General features: G+C 51.6%; 20 protein-coding genes. 10 read left to right on the top strand and 10 right to left on the bottom strand.

The window, feature by feature from the left end; translation table 11 throughout:
* Positions 1-64: 64 nt before the first annotated feature.
* From BTA51_RS02930 to BTA51_RS02915, 4 genes are all read left to right on the top strand, one after another.
* Positions 65-961, top strand: coding sequence for an ABC transporter substrate-binding protein (locus BTA51_RS02930; protein WP_094706049.1), 897 nt, complete (start codon positions 65-67; stop codon positions 959-961).
* Entirely contained in the window at positions 951-1,922 is a 972-nt protein-coding gene (locus BTA51_RS02925; protein WP_094705884.1) for an iron ABC transporter permease, read from the top strand. Before BTA51_RS02930 ends, BTA51_RS02925 begins: the two co-directional genes overlap by 11 nt.
* Positions 1,919-2,701, top strand: coding sequence for an ABC transporter ATP-binding protein (locus BTA51_RS02920; RefSeq protein WP_094705883.1), 783 nt, complete (start codon positions 1,919-1,921; stop codon positions 2,699-2,701). Before BTA51_RS02925 ends, BTA51_RS02920 begins: the two co-directional genes overlap by 4 nt.
* A 107-nt stretch (positions 2,702-2,808) precedes the next feature.
* Positions 2,809-3,690: an energy transducer TonB gene (locus tag BTA51_RS02915; RefSeq protein ID WP_168188027.1), complete on the top strand. Its 882-nt coding sequence runs from the start codon at positions 2,809-2,811 to the stop codon at positions 3,688-3,690.
* Positions 3,691-3,746: 56 nt separating this feature from the next.
* Here the strand turns inward: BTA51_RS02915 and BTA51_RS02910 are convergent, their stop codons facing one another.
* Positions 3,747-4,772 (bottom strand): hypothetical protein, encoded by a 1,026-nt coding sequence (locus BTA51_RS02910; protein ID WP_094705881.1) that lies wholly within the window; start codon positions 4,770-4,772, stop codon positions 3,747-3,749.
* A gap of 79 nt (positions 4,773-4,851) precedes the next feature.
* Positions 4,852-5,844 carry a carbohydrate kinase family protein gene (locus BTA51_RS02905; RefSeq protein WP_094705880.1) on the bottom strand — a complete coding sequence of 331 codons (993 nt, stop codon included), beginning with the start codon at positions 5,842-5,844 and terminating at the stop codon, positions 4,852-4,854.
* Between the two features lie 497 nt (positions 5,845-6,341).
* Between BTA51_RS02905 and BTA51_RS02900 the strand changes: the two genes are divergently transcribed.
* Positions 6,342-7,097, top strand: coding sequence for an ABC transporter substrate-binding protein (locus BTA51_RS02900; RefSeq protein ID WP_094705879.1), 756 nt, complete (start codon positions 6,342-6,344; stop codon positions 7,095-7,097).
* 98 nt (positions 7,098-7,195) lie between these two features.
* Here the strand turns inward: BTA51_RS02900 and BTA51_RS02895 are convergent, their stop codons facing one another.
* Both BTA51_RS02895 and BTA51_RS02890 read right to left on the bottom strand, forming a co-directional pair.
* Positions 7,196-7,957, bottom strand: coding sequence for an SDR family NAD(P)-dependent oxidoreductase (locus BTA51_RS02895; protein WP_094705878.1), 762 nt, complete (start codon positions 7,955-7,957; stop codon positions 7,196-7,198).
* A gap of 172 nt (positions 7,958-8,129) precedes the next feature.
* Entirely contained in the window at positions 8,130-9,017 is an 888-nt protein-coding gene (locus BTA51_RS02890; RefSeq protein WP_094706048.1) for a metal-dependent hydrolase, read from the bottom strand.
* 337 nt (positions 9,018-9,354) lie between these two features.
* Between BTA51_RS02890 and BTA51_RS02885 the strand changes: the two genes are divergently transcribed.
* Together BTA51_RS02885 and ggt are read left to right on the top strand one after the other, a co-directional pair.
* Positions 9,355-10,338 (top strand): AraC family transcriptional regulator, encoded by a 984-nt coding sequence (locus BTA51_RS02885; protein WP_094705877.1) that lies wholly within the window; start codon positions 9,355-9,357, stop codon positions 10,336-10,338.
* 231 nt (positions 10,339-10,569) lie between these two features.
* Positions 10,570-12,270, top strand: coding sequence for a gamma-glutamyltransferase (gene ggt, locus BTA51_RS02880; RefSeq protein ID WP_246840904.1), 1,701 nt, complete (start codon positions 10,570-10,572; stop codon positions 12,268-12,270).
* Between the two features lie 93 nt (positions 12,271-12,363).
* Here ggt and BTA51_RS02875 read toward each other — a convergent pair whose 3' ends face one another.
* From BTA51_RS02875 to BTA51_RS02850, 6 genes are all read right to left on the bottom strand, one after another.
* The gene (locus BTA51_RS02875) at positions 12,364-13,113 is read right to left on the bottom strand and encodes an SDR family oxidoreductase (RefSeq protein WP_094705875.1); all 750 of its coding nucleotides are present in this window, start codon (positions 13,111-13,113) and stop codon (positions 12,364-12,366) included.
* Positions 13,114-13,338: 225 nt separating this feature from the next.
* Entirely contained in the window at positions 13,339-13,785 is a 447-nt protein-coding gene (locus BTA51_RS02870) for a TerB family tellurite resistance protein (protein ID WP_094705874.1), read from the bottom strand.
* Between the two features lie 184 nt (positions 13,786-13,969).
* Positions 13,970-14,440 (bottom strand): DUF411 domain-containing protein, encoded by a 471-nt coding sequence (locus BTA51_RS02865; protein WP_210404748.1) that lies wholly within the window; start codon positions 14,438-14,440, stop codon positions 13,970-13,972.
* A 138-nt stretch (positions 14,441-14,578) separates the two neighbouring features.
* Positions 14,579-14,941 (bottom strand): cupredoxin domain-containing protein, encoded by a 363-nt coding sequence (locus BTA51_RS02860; RefSeq protein WP_094705873.1) that lies wholly within the window; start codon positions 14,939-14,941, stop codon positions 14,579-14,581.
* Positions 14,938-17,220, bottom strand: a complete 2,283-nt coding sequence (locus tag BTA51_RS02855) for a heavy metal translocating P-type ATPase (RefSeq protein ID WP_094705872.1) — start codon at positions 17,218-17,220, stop codon at positions 14,938-14,940. Before BTA51_RS02855 ends, BTA51_RS02860 begins: the two co-directional genes overlap by 4 nt.
* On the bottom strand, positions 17,207-17,635 hold the full coding sequence (locus BTA51_RS02850; RefSeq protein ID WP_094705871.1) for a MerR family transcriptional regulator: 429 nt from the start codon (positions 17,633-17,635) through the stop codon (positions 17,207-17,209). The genes BTA51_RS02855 and BTA51_RS02850 overlap by 14 nt, the downstream gene beginning before the upstream one ends.
* Before the next feature lie 420 nt (positions 17,636-18,055).
* On the opposite strand from BTA51_RS02850, the gene BTA51_RS02845 reads away from it, so the two are divergent.
* The 3 genes from BTA51_RS02845 to BTA51_RS02835 all read left to right on the top strand — a co-directional run bounded on the left by BTA51_RS02845 (position 18,056) and on the right by BTA51_RS02835 (position 21,562).
* The gene (locus BTA51_RS02845; protein WP_094705870.1) at positions 18,056-19,420 is read left to right on the top strand and encodes a CmpA/NrtA family ABC transporter substrate-binding protein; all 1,365 of its coding nucleotides are present in this window, start codon (positions 18,056-18,058) and stop codon (positions 19,418-19,420) included.
* A gap of 72 nt (positions 19,421-19,492) precedes the next feature.
* Entirely contained in the window at positions 19,493-20,509 is a 1,017-nt protein-coding gene (locus BTA51_RS02840; protein WP_094705869.1) for an ABC transporter permease, read from the top strand.
* 192 nt (positions 20,510-20,701) lie between these two features.
* Entirely contained in the window at positions 20,702-21,562 is an 861-nt protein-coding gene (locus tag BTA51_RS02835; RefSeq protein WP_094705868.1) for an ABC transporter ATP-binding protein, read from the top strand.
* The last annotated feature ends 22 nt before the right edge of the window (positions 21,563-21,584 follow it).

Here is a 21,584-nt window from a genome sequence, read left to right as displayed (position 1 = left end):
ATGACAATCAACATACGGTGTTGGCTGCTCTGATCATGATTGGTTGGCCGGCCTAATGGGTCCTATGCCCCTTATCTCTTCTCATTTTGGAATGGCAGCTTTGCTGCTGTGGAGCCTGACGGGAACTTCAATGGCCCGGGCGGCAGATGTCATGTCCGTAAACCAGTGTGTGGATCAGATGGTTGGTTATCTGGCACCAGATCGGCTGAGTTCCGTCACCTGGTTGAGTCATGAACAAACCAATCTCGAAATTTTCCCGCTGTTGAAGGCCATCCCTGCCAACCATGGCGAAATCGAAGAGGTGATGAACCTGCAACCGGCAATGATTATTGGCGGTCAGTTCGGTGCGCCCGGCCTGAAAAGCCTGGTGAAAAAATTTGGCTACGACTGGCACGAGCTGTCACTGCCGCAAGACCTTGATGCTTTATATCGTAATTGGGAACAACTGGGCGCATGGCTGGGCCAGGAATCCCGTGCCCATGACATGGTTACCCGGCTACAAACCGGACTGGGTGATATTCAGAAGAATCTGGCCCCCTTGAATATTCAGGCGATGGTGGTGAATGCCAACGGTTGGGTGGCGGGGAACGATAATTTTCAGGATGCCTATTTAAGGGCTTTGGGACTGAGCAATATTGCAGCAGAGAGAGGCATTCAGGGCTGGGGGCAGGTCAGTCTTGAGCAATTGATCTATTGGCAGCCTGACCTGATTATCGTACCGGACAGTCTGTTTGGTGGTCAGGCCCGGGCGACACAATGGATGGATCACCCGGCATTGAAAAAGGTGCACAGCCGGTATCCCATGGTCAAGGTAGACGCCGGTTGGCTGAGTTGTGGAACTCCGGCATTGTTGCGGGCCGCTAAAGAGATTCAGCGCCATATTCTTCAGCACGAGAATAATCCATCGGCTTCTGTATTTATTCATCATGTTGTGAACAAAGAGAGTGATCATGTCACGTAGCCTTCTGTTGACGACTCTGACAATGGGGCTACTGGCTGTGATGGCGGTTTCCCTGATGACTGGCCGTGGTGCGGGTCTTACCTGGCCGGGCTGGGATTGGCAGAGCCAACTGATTCTCTGGGAGATTCGCCTGCCCAGGACACTTTTAGCAGCGATCTGCGGAGCGGTGTTGGGAATGGCTGGTGCTGTCCTGCAGGGCTGGCTACGCAATCCACTTGCAGATCCCGGCGTGTTGGGAATTTCTTCCATGTCAGCACTGGGAGCGGTGATGGCCATGTATTTTGGTCTGTTCACAGTGAGCTGGATGGTTCCATTGGCCGGTATCCTTGGGGCCATAGCCGGTTTCTGGATTCTGATCACTCTGATTGGCAAGGAAAGCGGCATCCTGCTGATTGTCCTTGCCGGAGCGGCACTGAATGCCTTCAGTTCGGCGATGACCGCACTTATGTTGAATCTGGCACCCAATCCATTTGCCATGCAAGACATGCTGTTCTGGCTAATGGGATCTTTTGAGCATCGATCCCTGGAACATTTATGGTTAATTGCCCTCCCTGTTCTGATAGGCATGACCTTGCTATACAGATTATCTCCCGCCTTGGATGTCATGGCTCTAGGTGAGGATACGGCTCATTCTCTCGGTATCAGTGGTCGCCGGGTTCTGTGGTCTGTTGGGCTGGGTACCGCTCTGGCAGTCGGCGCTTGTGTGTCCGTCGCCGGGGTGATCAGTTTTGCCGGGTTGGTCGTGCCCCATTTACTGCGTCCCCTGACACAATGGCAACCACGGCTGTTGGTATTGCCAAGCGCTTTGGCTGGAGCATTATTGCTGGTATGCGCGGATGTTCTGGTGCGTATGCTGCCGCCCGGGCAGGAATTGAGAATCGGCGTGGTCACGGCCTTGTTAGGCGGGCCGTTCTTCCTCTGGCTGCTAAGGCACGTGCGTAGGGCAGAGGTGGAATTGTGAGCCGGAATCGGGAACTTCTACTGAATAACGCCAGCTTTGGATATCGGGGGGCTCCGGTCATTGCCGACGCCACTCTGCGATTTCGCGAAGGCTGTGTGACCGCGATACTGGGCAGTAACGGGTCAGGTAAATCCACATTGATGAAAGGCATTCTGGGGCTGGCGGATTGTTTGAATGGCCAGATCAGCCTGGATGGCAGGGATCTGCGACAACTTTCTGATATGGAGCGCGCCCGAACTCTCGCCTATCTTGAGCAGCAGGCAGACTGCCACTGGCCCATGCCGGTGGAGAAAGTGGTAGAACTTGGACGGTATCCCTATCGCCATCATCGACTGCCGGCACAGGATCTCCAGGCCATCGACAGGGCAATGGACATTGCCGATGTCAAGGCCATGGCGGGTCGCAAGGTATCCCAGCTGTCGGGTGGAGAGCGCACCCGGGTCATGCTGGCCCGGGCGCTGGCGGTGGATGCCCCGATATTACTTGCCGACGAACCGGTGGCTGGGCTGGACCCCCAGCATCAACTTTCAGTCATGCAGCATCTGCGCTCGTGGTCCAGTGATGGAAGAATCGTACTGGTGGTGTTGCATGATCTGAATCTGGCTCTGAAGTACTGTGATGAATCAGTGTTGGTGACGCCGGACCGGCAGTTAATCAGCGGTCCAACCGCCCAGGTGGTGAATGAGGAAAATGTCCGCAGGGCATTTGGGGTTCGGTCCCTGGTGGGAAGCCATGAAGGCCAGCCGTATATTCTCCCCTGGGACGTGGAGTCATGCTGACTGCGGCATCATCAAGATGGGGGCCGCCATGGACACTCTTTTCTTGCCTGCTCACGTCCTTGATGGCTCATGGGCTATTAGCCTATTGGTTGGAATCCAGTCCCTTCATGTTAACAACCGAGGGCAGGGAACAAGCCACTATTGAGGTGGCGTTGGCGTTCAATCAGGCTGGGAATAGCGGAGAGCAGAGTCCGATAGAGGAAGATCAACGATCCTCCATATCCGAAAGCCCTGCCTTGAAAGAAACAGTACCGGAAGCTGCAACCGAACCTGCAACTTCGTCGGAACCGGAGGTTGCTCGTTCTCATGAGACATCTGCTCCTGATGACATAGCTGATCGCAGAAACAAGGTCCCGACGGAGGAACCGAAACATTCTCAAAATGCTTCCGCTGTTTCAGAGGCTCCAGTTCAGGAACCTGTCAAAGTAAATGAAGCCCAAAGCAACAAGAGCCCTGAATCGGAACCTCAGATTCAGAGTGCCCATTCAGAGAAAACAGATTCTGGGGATAAGGTCGAGTTACCGGCAGAAAGCCTTGATCAAAGCCTGAACCTGTCACCTCAGGAGAGCTTGAAACGGTCACCTCAGGAAAGCCTGAAACAGGCACCACAGAAGAGCCTGGCGAATTCCGAATTCAGCAATAAGCGATTATCTGAAGAAGCCTTGGGAGAATCACCTGAATCTGCAGCAACTGGTCAGTTGTCTGCGACATCTGTTGCGCCCGCCGAGCCAAGATATGTGATGGGGTCGCCTCTGACGCCGAAACCCGATTACCCGCGCATAGCCCGCAGTAGAGGTTGGGAGGGGGAAGTGATTATCGCTTTGACCATCGCCGATAGCGGACAGGTTGTTGATGCGGAAATACACCGATCGAGCGGTTATGCCATTCTGGATCGTAAAGCGCTGGAGACGCTGCAGCAATGGCGGCTGGCAGCGTCTTCAGAAGGTTCTGGGCAGATTCTGGTGCCTGTCAGATTTGAGCTACATTGATTCAGATGTGAACAACATTGAACCAGATCTGAACAACATTGCAGGACTGTTGAGTTTTAGTCCTGAGTCCGGCGCTGCATTTGCTCGCTGAAATGGTACCCGTCTGAGTCGCTTTGAATCAGATCCTGCAGCAATGACAGGACTACTGCCAGTGCTTTTTCCACGCCTGAATTATGCTGTGCCAGCTGCAGCATGATCTCTTCATCGGCATTGTGATAAACCAATGCCGGTCTTCTGACCGGATGCTCTCCCTTGAACAGGGCTTCCCGCAAACGATAGAGTTCTTTGAAGCAATCCGCAGACTCCGGCGGACGTCCCAGAATCAGGCTGACCCGCTCACGCAGATGTTTCATGTCCTGATCGTCGCTGGTGCCCACCAGCATTTCCAGTTGGTTGCCCACCAGCATTGCGGTACGAGCGCCATAGCGATAGCGTTGCTGGGCGATTTTGAGCAGATCGATCAATACCTTGTTGATGGTGGTGATTGCCGTGTTACGTTCGCTGGTACCGGCCTTGTCAAACCAATTCCATACTTTCTCAAATTCCAGCTCCTGCAGCTTTGGCCAACCATGTTCTGTAGCGCTGAGCCACGCATCGTAGAAGGCTTTTGAATCGAAATCCTGTGCTTCGAAGCGGTGTGCCTGCTTACCTGCGAAGCGGGTGCTGAGGAATTGGCAGGAACCGGGCAATGCCAGGTTCATCCCCAGCAGTAGTTGCTGAATAAATACGCTGGCAGCATGGTAAACCGAGTAGGGTTCTGTTCTTGCATTGAGCGCCTCTACCGTAATCTGGAGTTCGCTGTTGATGGCAATACTGCTGTCCGCAGCATGCATCTGACGGTAGATATCAAAGCTTTCGTTACTCTTTTGCGCCGCTTGCATCAGGTTGATTAACGCACTGGCATCCAGGCTGATCCGGTATTCGCCCAGCTGCCCCCGATATGGGTCTTCAACCACAAAGTCACGGGCAGTGAAGTAGCCCTCCACCAGTTGCCACAGGGAAATAATTTTGGCGGTGGATTCCACCCCGCCGCTGGGAATGGCATTGTGGATCTCAATGGTAATGGTTTCTGTGGTCTGCATTGATTGAACTCCGGATCAATCTGATTATTCTCAATAGCCCCTTGTCCAGGGACAATCTGCTGCACATGTTAGTGCCTGATTAGCAGGAAGCAAGTGAAACGGCTTCAATGCTACGCTCGTTATTGGCAGCAATAGAGCTGATTTCGTCCCAGGTAAGTAGTTTCTCTTTTGCACCTTTATACTGCAATACGGATTCCGAGTTGGTCATGGCTAGGTTTAATGCCGCCCGAATATCCAGCCCCCGGATGATGCCTGCGGTGAACGTTGCGGCAAAGGCGTCACCCGCACCGGTGGTTTCACAAATTTTCAAATCCTGGGTCGGGGTGCCGTGGTAGCAGTGCTCGCGGTCATAGACCCAGGCTCCCCGGGAGCCGTCTGTGATGACAAAATACCGGCAGGGGAGTTTGGCCATTGCCTGCATCAACTCAGGAATCTCAGGCGGGGAATTGGGATCCAGGCCAAGCAGCTTACAGGCCTCTTCCCGGTTCATGACCAGCAGTGTGACGTTATCAATCAACGGCTTAAGCTTTTCATATCCCAGCGCGGCCTGATAGTTACTGGGGTTGAAGGCGACGTTGAAATGTTTGTGGGAAACAATGTCTATCACAGTGTCAAAGCTGTCTTCCAGCATGCTGGAAATATATAGCCATTGGGTATCCAGTTCTGGCACCTCATTTTTGTACAGCTGATCATTTGCCCCTTTGTAGGCGAGGATGGAACGGTCGTCTTCAATACTGTTCAGAATCACGGAAAAGCCGGTCTGACCACCTCGTGGTCCGATAAATTCCACACTTTCACGAGAGAGTTTTTCCAGCACGAAGTCTCCGGCAGCGTCTGCTCCGATTTTTCCCAGAAACCCGGTATTCAAACCCAATCGTGAAAAGGCGACTGCCGTGTTGGTTCCTCCACCGCCGGTAGTGGTATTCAACTCCTTGATCAATAGTTTGCTGCCCAAAGGGAAGGCGATGAGTTCTTCATGGCTGGTGCGGGTGTCGATCTTGATAAGTTCTGAATCTGTATCAGCAAAGTGATCGACGGTTGCGCTGCCAATGGTCACCACGTCAAAGGGCATGTTGGTTTTCCTTGTGTTGGTTGGAAGAGGTCGGAAAAGTCCGCTGCTTTAATGTCAATTTCTAACACTCCGTGCCGTCTAAAACCAGTATTACCTTTCAATGTTACGAGCATAGTCTGATGCAGCGCAGCGGACCTGACATATGTCAAACATCCGGATATATGTGGGGCGATGACCATCCTATCGGATGGCTAGTGAAATAGGCGTTACCAAAAGGTCGAACGGGGAGTGACCAAAAGAAGGCGGTTGATGAAAACCGATGCTTCGCGGTGAACTGATGGCTGGTTTGAACTGCTGATGGTTCGTTGTGAACTAAAGAACACTTGCGCCTACTTCGAATATATTAAATATTTGTACTTTGAGTTGAATTCCAGGATTTCAGCGAGGCATAGACGATTGCCTTGGTGCGAAGGGGGCAGAAGGTTATCAATAAACATCATCATCGGATAATAACAACAATATGGATTGTGTGGGGTTGGTTGGTCTCTTTTTGTACTATGGCGGCCGGAGAGCCACAGCAGCTGAAACTTTATACCCAGGAGTTTCCGCCTTTACAGTTTCTCACGGAGGACGGTGAGCTCTCAGGGTTTGTGGTAGAGACGGTTCAGGAAGTCATTCGAAATATTCAGCCTGACAAGTCGATAGCCATTTCCAGGCTTGAAGTTCTTCCCTGGAAGCGAGCTCTGATGCTGGCAGAAATGGAGCCCAATATTCTGGTTTTCTCCCTTTCGCGTACCCCTGAGCGGGAAGACAAATATTACTGGATTGGGACGGTGGCGCCCTACAGCCTCTCCTTCTATACACTTGCCTCCAGGCATGAGATCAATGCCGTTACACCTGAAGAATTAAAGGGACACGGCTATCGGATCGGCAGTCAGATAGGCAGCAGCCTGGAAGAATATCTAGCCACCCATGGATTCGGAGTTGAGGGTGATTCTTCCTTTATTGACAGCATTACTGAGAACCAACGCAACATTGCCAGGCTTTATCGCGGCTTTGTGGATTTGATTATGTTTTCTGACTACTCGGTGAGACATCGTGCCTGCGATCAGGGATTGAATCCGGATCAGCTGAAAAAAGTGGTCGGCGTGTCTGAACTCTCCAGCGAACTATGGCTGGTGGCCAGTAAAAAGACCTCATTTGATATTGTTCGCCGGTTAGAAGATTCGTTGCAGGAAATTAAGCGTAGCGGGCGCCACAAAACGTTGATGGACAAATATTTCGCTAAATGGGCCAAAACCGCCTGCAAGTGAAAACAGGCTGAAAGTGGGTCACGACAGTCATTGGAGTGTCCCGGCCGGGATATTCAGCCGGGATGATTCTGTTTAGGGATGGTTTTGTATAGGGAGGATCAGACTGTCAGGCCGCCGTCGAGCACTACAGAATGGCCATTCATAAAACTGGATTCGTCAGATGCCAGCCAGGCAAGTGTGCGGGCAACTTCCAGCGGCTCGCCGAGGCGTCGCATGGGGCTGGCGCAACGAATGCTGTTGGCGGTTTTCTCGTCCATCACTTTCAGCGAGCGCTGTACCATGGGAGTGTTTATGAAGCTTGGGCAGACAGCATTGATGCGAATTCCCATGCGGGCATATTCCAGGGCAGCGCTTCGGGTCAAACCGATCACGCCGAATTTACTGGCTGAGTAGGGGGCCAGTGTGGGGGCTCCTTTGACACCAGCAACAGAGGCAAGGTTGATAATGTGCCCATGTCCTTTGGACTGCATGATCTTGATTTGTTCGCGCATGCACAGAAAAATTCCTTTCAGGTTGATATCAATCACCCTGTCGAACAGATCGTCATCGCAATCTGCCAGACGAAGATTGTCATGCTCAATACCGGCACTGTTAATCGCACAGTCCAGGCCCCCGCAAGTGTCCAGAACAAACTGGTGCAGGGCTTTTACCTCGCGGGTATCGGCGACATTGGCCGCTTTAAAGTGAGCTCTTCCTCCCTGTTCTTCAATCAGTGCCGCGACCTGTTCACCGTCTTCGATATTGATATCCGATAACACCAGTTCAGCACCGTGCTGTCCCATCAGTAGTGCGGTTTCTCTGCCGATCCCTGAGGCTGCGCCTGTGATCAGTATGATTTTGTCCTGCAGTGAATAAGCCATATTAGTCCTCAACTTTAAGGAGCAGCGGCGCTCCCATTCCCGGCCGTGTTACGGGTCTTTGATGGTGAGTTAGCTTGGCAGGGGAAAGTCAGAAATAGAATTGGCTAAATTGACACAAACTATGTCGAAATGGTCGTCGGTGTATCTGAGTGTGACGGGTGGGGAACCCGCATCAGGTTCCGTACCCGGTTTCTTCCAGATGTTGGCTCCATTTTTTTAAATCCTGCCGCTCATCCAACTGCCACGGATGGAAATCCCTACGCAGGTATTTCAAAAGCTGAGGCAGGCATTTTCTGATAACACCGGGTTTACCCCACAGATAGTTCAACCCCTTCAGCCAGGTTTTCAGGCTCCAGAGTTTGCCCTCCGTTTTGAGCATGCTGCAGGTATTGAGGAAGGTGTATTTGAAGAAATTATAGGTAACCACAAAGAAGACAATGAAGCGCACTTTGTGGATGCCGATCTCACTCTGGTAAACGTCAAAGGCAACGGATTTGTGTTCAATTTCTTCGATCGCATGCCAGCGCCAGAGTGCCTGCATCCGGGGGCTGGCGCCGTGGAGCCAGTCCGGGTTATTCAGTAAGCCATGTGCCAGTACCGCAGTGTAGTGCTCCGCCGCACAGGTGCCGGCCAGACGAAGATGATTTCGCTTGCTGTAAACGTAGTCCATATGCGCACTGAAACGTTTATCTATGGCATCTAAGTCATAGCCCCGTTGAGCAAGGGCTTCGTTATAGGCTTCATGCTCTTTGCTGTGCAGCCCCTCCTGGCCGATAAAACCGCGGATATTTTCCTGTAGTGCGGGGTCTTTTACCCGGTCGCGATAATTACGGACAGAATCAATAAAATGGCGTTCTCCGCGGGGAAACTGTAGTGACAGTGCGTTAAAGAAAGCGGTTTTGAAGGCGTCTCCGCTGTGCCATAGAGTGGCGAGATCTTCCTTCACGTCAAAATGCAGGTGTCTGGGTCTGATCGTTATAGACTCAGGGGTTTGGTTTGCTGATGAGCCCTTCGCGTGTGCGAAACTCTGATCGTTGTTAATTTTTTGCTGGGCTGACATAAGCATGGACATCCTTCTTCCGGTACCGGTAAAGTTGACATGGTTCACTTTACCCAATTTAGTATGATCCAGTGGTGAACAACAGGTTGCAGATTATTAATCAACAAGTCATTGTCTGTCATGTTTGAAAATGCTGCAGCCTGAGGTGGTTTAAAGTAACTGTTTTCAAGTAGCTGGTTTAACGTAACCGCTTTAAAGTAACTAGAGGCTTTCATAAACCACAAATGGATACCCATAAACATAGCCGCAGGATAATACAACGACCAGTTATTTTTAGCTGAGGCAAAGTTTCCGGGATCCGTCTGACAGTTCGACAACAATAATAACGGCTGACGGGATGCGTGGACATTACATAAATGCGCTCATTGACGTTCTGGAAGAACTCGGTGTAAATCGCCGGGAGTTTCTGCTCAGGTGTCATGTTGAAGAGTCTGAACTGACCAGTGACACCTTGCTGGATCCGGACAGAATCCGGGCCGTTACCGAAACTGCCGTTTCATTGTGTCCCGGGCAGACTTTGGGGCTGGAGGTAGGGCGACGTCTTAATATCAATACGCACGGTCCGCTCGGGTATGCCGCCATGGCCAGTGCGACCTATGCGGATGCGTTGGGAGTCCTGTTAAAGTATTACAAGGTGCAGGCCCCACGGGTCCGGTTTGATATCCGGGACAGGGACGGGTGGATTGAGATTCAAATTGACCCCAGCTACAGCATCGATTCCCAACCCTGGCTGACCACGGAATTTCTTGTCACCAGCATCTACTGCTCCACAGAATTTCTGTTGAGTGGACATTTGACCGGTATTGAAGTCTGGTTCAGCTATCCTCCCCCGCCGCATGAAGCACAGTATTCGCAGATATTCAGGGTGCCGGTAAAGTTTCGTCAGCCGTTTTCCGGTATGTTGATTTCCTCCGAAGTTGCCCGCTATCCACTGCCGTCAGCCGATCCCGCGATGGCTCAGTTGTTTGCCAAGCGCTGTGAAAGTATGCAGCAGATGCTGGCACAGGATAACCTCCCGGATAGAATTCGCCAGATACTCTTTGTCAGTTGCCCTGATATTCCCACACTTTCAGAACTGGCGGAGCGGCTTCACGTCAGTGTCAGCACTTTGCATCGGAAATTGTCTGATAACGGCCGCAGCTATAAAGATCTGGTGGCAGAGGTAAAGCAGCAGCTGGCCAGGCAACATTTGGAAGCCGGGGAATTGACTATTGATGAAATTGCCCATGTACTGGGCTTTAGCGATGCGTCGAATTTCCGCCGGGCCTTTGTTGGTTGGACGGGGATGACACCAAGTCAGTATCGGGATTCAATCGAGTAACCCTGGCGCTTCGGAAACTGCGGACATGCCGGTCATAGCTCAGGTTAGTATAGTATTACCAAATCTTCATGGATTCCCGTTGGTGGAGCGGTGGTAATAAGCTCTTCGCCGGCAGATCAGGCCATTGTGGCCACAAACAGGAGGCAACTCATGGAATTTATAAAAAAAATACCCAAACGATCCGTAACAGAACGATCTGTGACAGGAAGCAAGAGCAGATGGCTGACGTTTATGTTGACTGTCTTTGCGTCCACGGCGGTTGTATCCACTTCGGTGCAAAGCGCGGCTATCCTGGAAGGTGATCGCAGCGTTCCCGCAGAGGCTCGGCAGGGCATGGTGGTGACCAGTCATTTTCTGGCGACTGAAGAGGCATTGAATGTCCTGAAAAACGGCGGTAATGCGGTGGATGCGGCAGTCACTGCTGCTTTCGCGCTGGCGGTAACCCAGCCACGTTCGGGGAATATTGGCGGCGGCGGCTTCATGCTGATTTCGTCAGAAAAAAGTAAGGATGTGACGGCGATCGATTATCGGGAGAAAGCGCCTGCAGCTGCAACCCGGGATATGTATTTGAATGCCGAAGGCGAAGCCGATCCTGAACTGAGCCGTTTCTCCCATTTGTCTTCCGGGGTTCCGGGAACTGTAGCCGGTCTGGCGCTGGCGCTGGAAAAATATGGCACCATTTCTCTGGAAGAAGCTCTGGCGCCTGCTATTCGTCTTGCCTCTGAAGGTTTTGTCGTCACACCCAGGTTCAGTAATGGTATCAAGGACCGGGAAGAGCGCTTAAGAAAGTTTGATTCCAGCCGCAAAGTATTCTTTAAGGCGGATGGTTCTTTCTATGAGCCGGGGGACGTCTTTGTTCAGAAGGACTTGGCCGCGACTCTGACCCGAATTGCCAAACAGGGGGTCAAAGGATTCTACGAGGGTAAAACCGCTGAGCTCTTGGTCGCGGAGATGCAACGCGGTGGTGGTCTTATCACGATGGAAGATCTCAAGAGCTATCAACCGGTGGTCAGAAAGCCGGTTCATGGAACCTATCGCGGCTATGATATCTATTCCATGAGCCCACCTAGCTCAGGTGGAGCCCATATTGTTCAGATTCTGAATATTCTTGAAGGCTATCCCATCAGTGAGTACGGCCATAATTCGGCCAAGACCATACACCTGATGGCAGAAGCAATGAAAAGAGCTTATGCCGATCGCTCCAAATATCTGGGAGACACGGATTTTGTCGATGTACCACTGGCGGGGCTGACCTCAAAATCCTATGCCGAAGAGCTACGCAAGCAGATCAAGATTGATCACATGACCCCCAGCAAGACCATTAAGCCTGGGAATCCTGTTCCGTATGAGAGCAACGAAACCACTCACTTCTCAGTTGTGGATAAGTTCGGTAATGCGGTATCCAATACCTACACCATCAACTTCAGCTACGGCAGTCATATTGTGGTGGATGGTGCCGGATTCCTGCTTAACAACGAGATGGATGATTTCAGTGCCAAGCCCGGCGTGCCTAACGCCTATGGTCTGATCGGGGGAGAAGCGAACAAAATTGAACCGGGCAAGCGGATGTTGAGCTCCATGTCTCCTACCATTGTGAAAAAGGATGGCAAAAACTTCCTGGTGACCGGCAGCCCCGGCGGATCCCGTATTATCACCACAACGTTGCAGGTGATTATGAATGTTATTGACCATCACTTGAACGTGCAGGCAGCCGTCAATGCACCACGCATCCACCATCAGTGGCTGCCGGATGAAATCCGTATTGAGGAGGGTATCAGCCCGGATACGATTGAATTGCTTGAGGGGCTTGGGCACACCGTTACCCAGAAATCGGCCATGGGAGCGATTCAAAGCATTATGGTCGGTGACGACGGCATCTTCTACGGAGGGGCTGATCCAAGGCGCAGCACATCATCAGCCATGGGCTTTTAAGCTTAATAACAAGCCCCAATAAATTGATACGCCAGGATCCAGATCCTGGCGAAATCGCAGAAGCCCCCTAATTCCCAGGTTGAACTCTAGGGATCAGGGGGCTTTTCTTTTGGCCAGCATTGATCGGGGAATATTCTTCAACAGCTTTCCAATCATGCTCCAGGGATAGACCGGTACGGTCGACACTGTGACTTCCTTCTCAATCAGATTGGCCATGATGCCGGCACCGGTGTTCACATCTATCAGAAACGGTCTCTTTTTCAACATGTTGTTCAGAGGCGTATCAATGTAGCCCGGGTAAAGTGTCGTGACTTTGATCGGGGTGTGGTAGAGCTCCGTGGTGAGGGCATCCAGATAGGTGGCGATCGCCGCTTTGGAGGCACAGTAGGCGGCAGAACCCGGCATCCCACGATAGGCCGCAACGGATGAGATACCAACAATATGACCACTATGCTGTTTTTTGAAAATCTCCACTGCAGCATCTATGGTCGCCATGGCTCCGGCGACATTGGTCTGTATGATGGCAAGGTCCTGGTTCAAGTGGCCACTGCCAACAAATGAACCTCCGCCGATCCCCGCATTGGCGATCACGATGTCGAGTTTGCCGAGGCTGTCACGGAGGTCCTGGATTACTGGCTTGATCTGAGCTATTTCGTTGACATTCAGTGCACGGCATTCCACCTGAATGGAGGGATGGGTTGCCTGGATTTGGGCGGCAAGCGATTCAAGGGCTTCCAGACGTCTGGAAACCAGTCCCAAATGATAGCCCCGTCGGGAAAATTCCAACGCAAGAGCTTTGCCGATACCGGAACTGGCTCCGGTGATCAGAACCGTTTTGGCCATTATCAGGTCCCTGTCAGTAGATCGATCTAAATAACCACAGGAAAACTACTTGCGTCGCCCTTGCTGTGTCAGAAGCCAGCTAAAAGTATTCGTTTATTCTGCATAAACGGCACTTCTTCGCCAACTTATTCCTTGTATCAGCCATGGCGACCTTTCCAGAGGCTACCGAATAAGTATGAACAGGCCCTAAGTTATCGATATGAGAGACACGGGTGCATGGGCCGCTCAGCCCTGAGTAACCTCTAGTTTGGCCCTGATAAATTCCGGATGGGGCACATAGAGTAGCTCGGCGGCTTTACGGATAAAGTGTTCCTCATATTTGTCCAGCTCTCCATCAGCGTAAGCCACTCGCCAGAGGTTCACAATAATCTGGTACTTCTGGGAAGGAGTACAGCTTTCGTGAATCAATGAAGTAAACTCATACAATGATGTAGCATGCTCCGCCGTATGGCTGGCGGCTTCAACAACCCCTTTGACTGCTTCAGCTGACAGATGAAAGGTGGATGCGACATAGTCCTCGACGACTTTTAGCTCGCTGTCATCAATGGATTGATCCACTCTTGCCAGTTGAATCAGGAGTGCTGCTGTGACTTGCTCAAGGGCCGGTTGGTTCAGCGGCAACTGGTCCTGAGTGATGAGTTGATCAATCAGGTTTTTCAGACTTTTCAGCATATGTCGTCTGCCTTAAGTTTGATAGCCATTGAACCCACGACGTAACATCGCAACCTGTCTTTCCTGTCCGAACTTTCCTGTCTGACGTAGTATCCTTCAGGCAGGAAAGCGAAAACATTGTTGCATAAGTCACCAAGCGAGCCAATGCTACAGACTCTCTTAATTTGAAACAATTTGTATAACGCTATTCATGAACGGCATAGATGCCGGGCTGCTTTTCTGTTGCCGTTGCCGGTATCAGATAGCTGGCGAATCTGGCTCTTCTTCCAGGGACCTCCATGCCGGGGACGTTTTCTCCCGCAGGCATTCCTGGAACCGCAAGTCCTTTGGCCTCAGGCTTCTCTTCCAGAAAGCGTCGGATATCCTGGGCCGGCACGTGGCCTTCGAAAACATAACCATCCACTAATGCGGTATGGCAGGAAGCAAGCCCGGGGTGCAGCCCGACTTTTTGCTTGATGGCGTTCATATCATGGAGATTATGAACCTCGACATCGAAGCCCGCCTGTTCCATATGCTTGACCCAACCCTCGCAACAGCCGCAACTGGGAGACTTGTAGACGGTCATGGTTTCGGCAGAGGAGGTCTCTGATATCCCTAACATGGAGGCTCCGAGCGCAAATGAAAGGGCTAATCTGGATAAAAGTGGGCGATTCATTGATTTCTCCCTGTATTTTCATTGGGGTATTTCCCCATGAGCAAGGCAAGCTGATCCCGGTCTGAAGCTAATCTCTGGTACCGTGGATCAACCGTTTTATTAAAACGTATTCAGCATAGTTGTGACAGTTGTCAGCAATTAAATAAATTTCAGGGTTCCCTGGTACATCTGCATCTGGCAGGTAAATCGATAGTCTCCTGTAGGTTGTGCCGGGAGCTGTATCGTTTTGGTCTTGCCCAGCGGCAGGTCTTCACTGATGTCCAGATCAGCAAAAACCACTTTCTGTGCACATGGACTCGGATCCTCTCTCAGAAAACTGAGCGAGATAGGCTTGCCCGCCGGGGCTTCTATAACGGCTGGTGAATAGACCCCGTTGGCTACCTTGATGGTAATTTTTCCCGACTCGGCCTTAGTCCCCTTGCTGGGCTTGGCAAGCCAGAACCAGTAAATGACAAAAGCCAATAGAGCCAATCCGATCACATTGACAAGAAGCGTATTCATGAACGTTGACCTCCGGTTGCAGACTTCTGATTACTGGTCTTGAACAGACGCAGGCGATTAGCGTTGCTGACAACGGTGACTGACGACAGGGACATGGCCGCTCCCGCCAGCACCGGGCTCATCAAAATGCCGAAGATCGGGTACAGCAGTCCGGCAGCAATGGGGATCCCAAGTGTGTTGTAGACAAATGCCCCAAACAGATTTTGTTTGATATTTCTGACGGTGGCCTGGGAAACCTCGATAGCGTCAGCCAAGCCGTGCAGGGAGCCACGCATCAGGGTAATATCCGCCGATTCTATGGCGACATCGGTTCCTGTCCCGATGGCAAAACCGACATCGGCCGAGGCGAGTGCGGGCGCATCGTTGATGCCATCACCGGTCATACCGACCTTGTTGGCTTTATTGCCTGAAGTGGTTCTTGCCTTCAGATCTTCAATAACGCGGGCCTTGTCTTCCGGCATAACTTCCGCAATGACCTCATCCACACCTACCTGGTCGGCAATGGCGTGAGCTGTCTTTTCGATGTCTCCGGTCAACATAATGACTCGGATACCGCGGCTCTGCAGACGTTGAATGGCAGCTTTAGAATCAGGCTTAACCTGATCAGCAACCCCGATAACACCAGCCACGGCTCCGTCCACGGCAAGATAGAGAGGGGTTTCACCACGCTCGGACATACGGTTGGCAGCTTCTGAAATTTCCTCGATATTGATGTCGTTCTGCTTCATCCAGCGCTGGTTCCCCAAGAGCAGCGCTTGAGTATCAACCACGCCTTTTACGCCAAGGCCGGAAGCCGTATCAAAGTCACTGACAGGAAGAATGTCCTGCTTGCGGGACTTCGCCGCTTCTACCACGGCAAGCGCCAGAGGATGTTCAGAAACTTTTTCCAGGCTGGCCGCCAACTGCAGAACCCGGGTCTGATCCAGCGAATCAACAGCTGAGATCTCGGTTACTGATGGGTGTCCCTGGGTGATGGTGCCGGTTTTGTCCAATACCATGGTGGTAATTTCGCTGGAGACCTGTAACGCCTGTCCATTGCGAATCAGTACGCCGGCTTCTGCTGCCTTTCCTACACCAACCATGACCGACATGGGCGTCGCCAGGCCCAGGGCACAGGGACAGGCAATAATCAGTACTGTCGTGGCCGCTACCAGCATGTGGGCAATTTTGGGCTCAGGACCGATGTTGAACCAGATTAGCGCTGCAATCACCGCGATACATAACACAACAGGAACAAACACTGCTGAAATACTGTCGGCAAGTCGTCCAATGGGGGGCTTGGCATTCTGGGCCTTTTTCACCATGGCGATAATGTGTGCGAGCGCCGTATCTTTGCCGACTTTAACGGCTTTATATACGAGGGAGCCAGTTTGATTGATGGTACCTGCCGAGACTTGGTCTCCCGCTTTCTTTTCCACGGGAATCGGCTCGCCGGTCAGCATGGACTCATCCAACAGGCTTTTGCCTTCTGTGACTTCTCCATCCACGGCAATCCTTTCTCCGGGCCGTACCCGGATAAGGTCACCTTTCAGTACTTTCTCGACGGAGATCTGGACGTCTTCGCCATCACGGATGACCGTGGCGGTCTTAGCCTGCAGGTCCAGCAGGCGCTTAATCGCCTGGGAGGTTTTTCCACGGGCTCGGATTTCCAGGGCCAGACCCAAATTAATCAGGCCGATAATCATGGCGGAGGCTTCAAAATAAACATGTCTGGCAAGTTCTGGGATCAGGCCCGGAATCGCTGCTACCGCCATGGAATAAATCCAGGCGGCGCCAGTACCGGATGCGATCAGAGTATCCATGTTGGCCGAATGGTTTTTAAAAGCTTTCCAGGCACCGGTATAGAAGTGTCCGCCTGAAATGGCCATGACCGCCAGGGTGATCAGTCCCATTGCCAGCCAGACTATCTGACTGGAACCGGGCTGAACCATCATTTCACCACCTAACAGGCCCCAAGCCATCAGCGGAATACCCAGCCCGAGAGCCAGCCACATGTTGCGGATCAGCTTTCGGTAATACTTCATTTCCTCGGCTTCACGCTCTTCCTGGGCTTTGCCCTCGTCTTCTATTACAGAAGCGCCATAGCCTATGTCCTCAACGGCCGCGATCAGCAGCTCACACCGGGCGGAGCCTTCGACCTCTGCTGTCCGGTCAGCAAAATTGACAGAGGCTTTCTCTACACCCTCTACCGATTGCAGAGCCTGCTCGATTTTGCGTACACAACCGGCACACTTGGCGCCGGTGATATTCAGCTGAGTGGTCACCTTACCGCTGTTCATTCTGATCTTCCTCCCAGTGTTCGATTAACTGGCAGATGGTATGTCCATCCGGGTTTCCGTCCGGCATGGAACTCCAAACGGACATGGCGTCTTTCATGTGGTCTCTGAGTGCCTGCAACTCTTCTATCTGCTGTTCCACTTCCTGAAGTTTGTTTTCAAACAGGTCACGCACCATGGGGCAGGGGGAGTGATGCTGCTCAGACTGCTCCAGAATGGAGGTGATCTCTTTCAGGGTGAACCCCAGTTGCCGGGCCTTTTTGGCAAACTGGAGCCGTTGCAGGTCTTCCCTGCTGTATAACTGATAGCCGTTATGACCATCCCTGGTAGGGGACAGCAGCCCCTGACGGGTATAGAAGCGGACAGTATCCGCTGTCACCCCCGCTTGTCTGGCAAGCTCACTCACTTTTAATTGCATGGTCTGCTCCTGTGGAAGCTGATCAGAATGAGTCTCTGCACTCTCTTTCACCCACTTCCGTACTCTTTTTCATCCACTTCCGTACTTTCTGTCATTCACTTCCGTACTTTCTGTCATTCACTTCCGTTCTCTCATTTAAGCTCAGTTTAAAACCTATGAGTTAGACATAGGTCAAGAGGAAAATGAATGTCGTCTGAACATTCAGAAAGAGAGTGCCGGAACGATGCACAATTTCGTGCGTAGTTATTCTGTTTGGTGCGGTTATGTGGATTTTAATGGTGCTTTTTGGGAATTGGGCATTGCACCAACATGGTGACTATCTGTTTTGAATTAATTTAACCCAATGAAAATCATGATATTTTTAAATCTCTGGCACAGAACTTGGTTTTACCCTGTCAAAACTAGAAGACGGAGTAGACCATGAAATTGACCACCTCATTAAAACAACTGGCCAAGGGGATAGCCTTATCTCTTTGTGTTGTTGCTAGTGCTCAGGCAGTGGAGCCGGAAAAAGAAGAGCTTAAGTTCGGGTTTATTAAATTGACCGATATGGCTCCTCTGGCGATTGCCTATGAAAAAGGGTTTTTTGAAGACGAAGGGCTTTATGTTCAGCTGGAAGCCCAGGCGAATTGGAAGGTTCTGCTAGACCGGGTCATCACCGGTGAGCTGGACGGTGCCCATATGCTGGCCGGTCAGCCTCTGGGAGCAACGATCGGTTTCGGTACCCAGGCCCATATCATCACCGCGTTCAGCATGGACCTGAATGGTAACGGGATTACGGTTTCCAACGATGTCTGGGAGGCCATGAAAGAATATATCCCCATGGAAAATGGTAAACCGGTTCATCCGATTAAAGCGGCTTACCTCAAGAAAGTGGTGGATAAGTACAAGGCTGAAGGAAAGCCATTCAAGATGGGGATGGTATTCCCGGTGTCCACCCACAACTATGAGCTGCGTTATTGGCTGGCGTCCGGGGGCATAAACCCTGGCTATTATGCTCCGAAAAAAGGGGACATCTCCGGCCAGATTGATGCTGATGCATTTCTCTCAGTAACGCCACCGCCGCAGATGCCCGCGACCTTGGAAGCCGGAACCATATACGGCTACTGCGTTGGGGAGCCATGGAACCAGCAGGCGGTATTCAAAGGTATCGGGGTTCCCGTCATTACCGATTATGAGATCTGGAAAAACAACCCGGAGAAAGTATTCGGTGTTTCCAAGGAATGGGCCGACAAATATCCACAAACCCATATTGCTGTTGTCAAAGCAATGATCCGTGCAGCCAAGTGGCTGGATGACAACAACAATGCCAACCGTCCCGAAGCGGTCAAGATACTGTCTCAACCCAATTATGTCGGCGCAGATTACGAAGTGATTGCAAACTCCATGACAGGCACTTTTGAATACGAGAAGGGAGATAAACGTGAAGTCCCGGATTTCAACGTATTCTTCCGTTACAACGCGACCTATCCATATTATTCCGATGCGGTTTGGTACCTGTCCCAGATGCGCCGTTGGGGCCAGATTGCAGAGCCCAAGGATGACAGCTGGTTTATGGATATCGCCAAGAAAGTCTACCGCCCTGACATCTATCGCCAAGCTGCCGAAGAGTTAATCGCCGAAGGCAAATTGAGTAAAGCGGATTTTCCTGACTTTGATAAGGAAGACGGTTTCCGCCCACCGCAAACAGAGTTCATCGATGGGATCACTTTTGATGGACACAAGCCCAACGAATATCTGAACCAGTTCAGCATCGGTCTGAAGGGTGACGAAGTCGTCAAGTAATCACTCACTTATCGTCCTGGCCCATGGCTGAAGACATTTGTCAGCCATGCCGGGATCGGGAGGCAAGCACATATGATCGCACGAGTCGCGCAGAGTCTGGAAAATATTGAATGGGTTGCACCCTGGCTGCGGCTGTTCAAAGGCGAAAACCCGAAAGAGCAGGTGAACGCAATTATAAGAGGGATTGGTGTCCCCATCCTGGCGTTTGTTCTGTTTCTCTGGATCTGGGATGCATCGGCATCGCGGGTGGAAACCTCATTAGGGACTGTTCCCGGTCCGGTCCAGGTATGGCAACAGGCAAAAGGACTGTGGCAGGAACATCTCGCAGAAAGGGAGAAGGCGGATGCCTTTTATCAGCGCCAGGAAGAGCGTAACGCCAAAAAGCTGGCCAAGAATCCGGACGCAGAGGTCAAGTGGCGGGAATATCACGGTCGCCCGACCTACATCGACCAGATTTATACCAGCCTGTATACCGTATTTGCCGGTTTTATCCTGGCGGTGGTCATCGCGGTGCCAATCGGTATTGTCTGCGGTCTCAGCAACACCATGTATACCGCAATCAATCCATTGATACAGATTTTCAAGCCGGTTTCCCCTTTGGCCTGGCTGCCAATTGTCACCATGATTGTCAGTGCGGTTTATGTCTCTGATGATCCCTTGTTTGAGAAGTCCTTTGTCAATTCGGCGATCACCGTCACCTTGTGTTGTATGTGGCCGACGCTGGTGAATACGATTGTGGGTGTTTCAGGGCTTGATAAGGATCTGATCAATGTCAGTCAGGTATTGAGGCTGCCATGGTTCACCAAGGTAAGAAAGGTGGTTCTGCCGTTCGCTGTGCCGATGATCTTTACCGGTATGAGATTGTCCCTTGGCGTGGGTTGGATGGTGCTGATTGCCGCAGAAATGCTGGCGCAGAATCCGGGGCTTGGAAAGTTTGTGTGGGATGAGTTCCAAAACGGAAGTTCCAACTCATTGGGACGCATTATGGTGGCAGTGTTCACCATTGGTTTCATTGGTTTCATCCTCGACCGGATTATGCTCGCAATACAGCGTTCAGTTTCCTGGGATAAAACGGTCGCGGTTCGTTAGCGGCCTGTGTGGGCAAAGATGCATCGCGAAAACGCACTAAACAGGCAAGAAAATTGCTGCCTGAAATAGGCCTCACAATTTTCCGCAGCAGCGAGGCTTTCGATGACATCGAACAGCAGCGTATTAGTTGATTCGAATGGCAACGTATTAATTGCTCGAACGGTAACGTATTAATTGAAAGGAGGACAGCAGATGTCCGCTGAACACCTGATTATCGACCACATCAGTATCGAATTTGATTCCCCCAAGGGTAAATTCAAGGCCTTGGATAACGTTAACCTGAAGATCAAAAAAGGGGAGTTCGTATCCCTGATTGGTCACTCAGGGTGCGGAAAGTCCACGGTGCTCAATATTGTGGCAGGCCTGCTTCAGTCCACAGAAGGAGGTGTGGTTCTGGAGGGTAAAGAAGTTAACGAGCCTGGGCCTGAGCGGGCCGTGGTGTTTCAAAATCATTCTCTGCTGCCGTGGCTTACTTCCTATGAAAATGTGGAGCTGGCGGTGAAGCAGGTCTTCAAGGGTAAGAAGTCCAAGGCTGAAATGCGGGAATGGATTGAGCATAACCTGCGCCTGGTGCATATGGAGTATGCCATGCACAAGAAACCCAGTGAAATTTCCGGTGGGATGAAGCAGCGTGTCGGGATTGCCCGGGCGTTGGCAATGGAGCCGACAGTGCTGCTGATGGATGAGCCATTCGGTGCTCTGGATGCGCTGACTCGTTCGCATCTGCAGGATTCGCTGATGGAAATCCAGCGAGACCTCAAGAACACGGTCATTATGATCACTCACGATGTGGATGAAGCGGTCTTACTGTCAGATCGCATCGTGATGATGACCAATGGACCGGCAGCAACAATCGGCGAAATCCTGGACGTTGACCTGCCTCGCCCTCGCAATCGTTTGGCACTCGCAGACGATTCACACTACAACCATCTACGGGCTGAAGTGCTTCGGTTTCTGCATGAGCGACATGGTAAGAAGGAATTGGATAAAAAACCTGAATCCAAAGCCGGGGAAGAAGCGAAGGGGCTGGATTCTGACCGGGAAGCCGCCTGAGATACCCGGGAGGGATTCTTTA

Source organism: Hahella sp. CCB-MM4 (assembly GCF_002260525.1).
GTDB lineage: Bacteria > Pseudomonadota > Gammaproteobacteria > Pseudomonadales > Oleiphilaceae > Hahella.
Note: the sequence above shows the minus strand (reverse complement) of the source record. Positions and strands in the feature narration are given on the sequence as shown.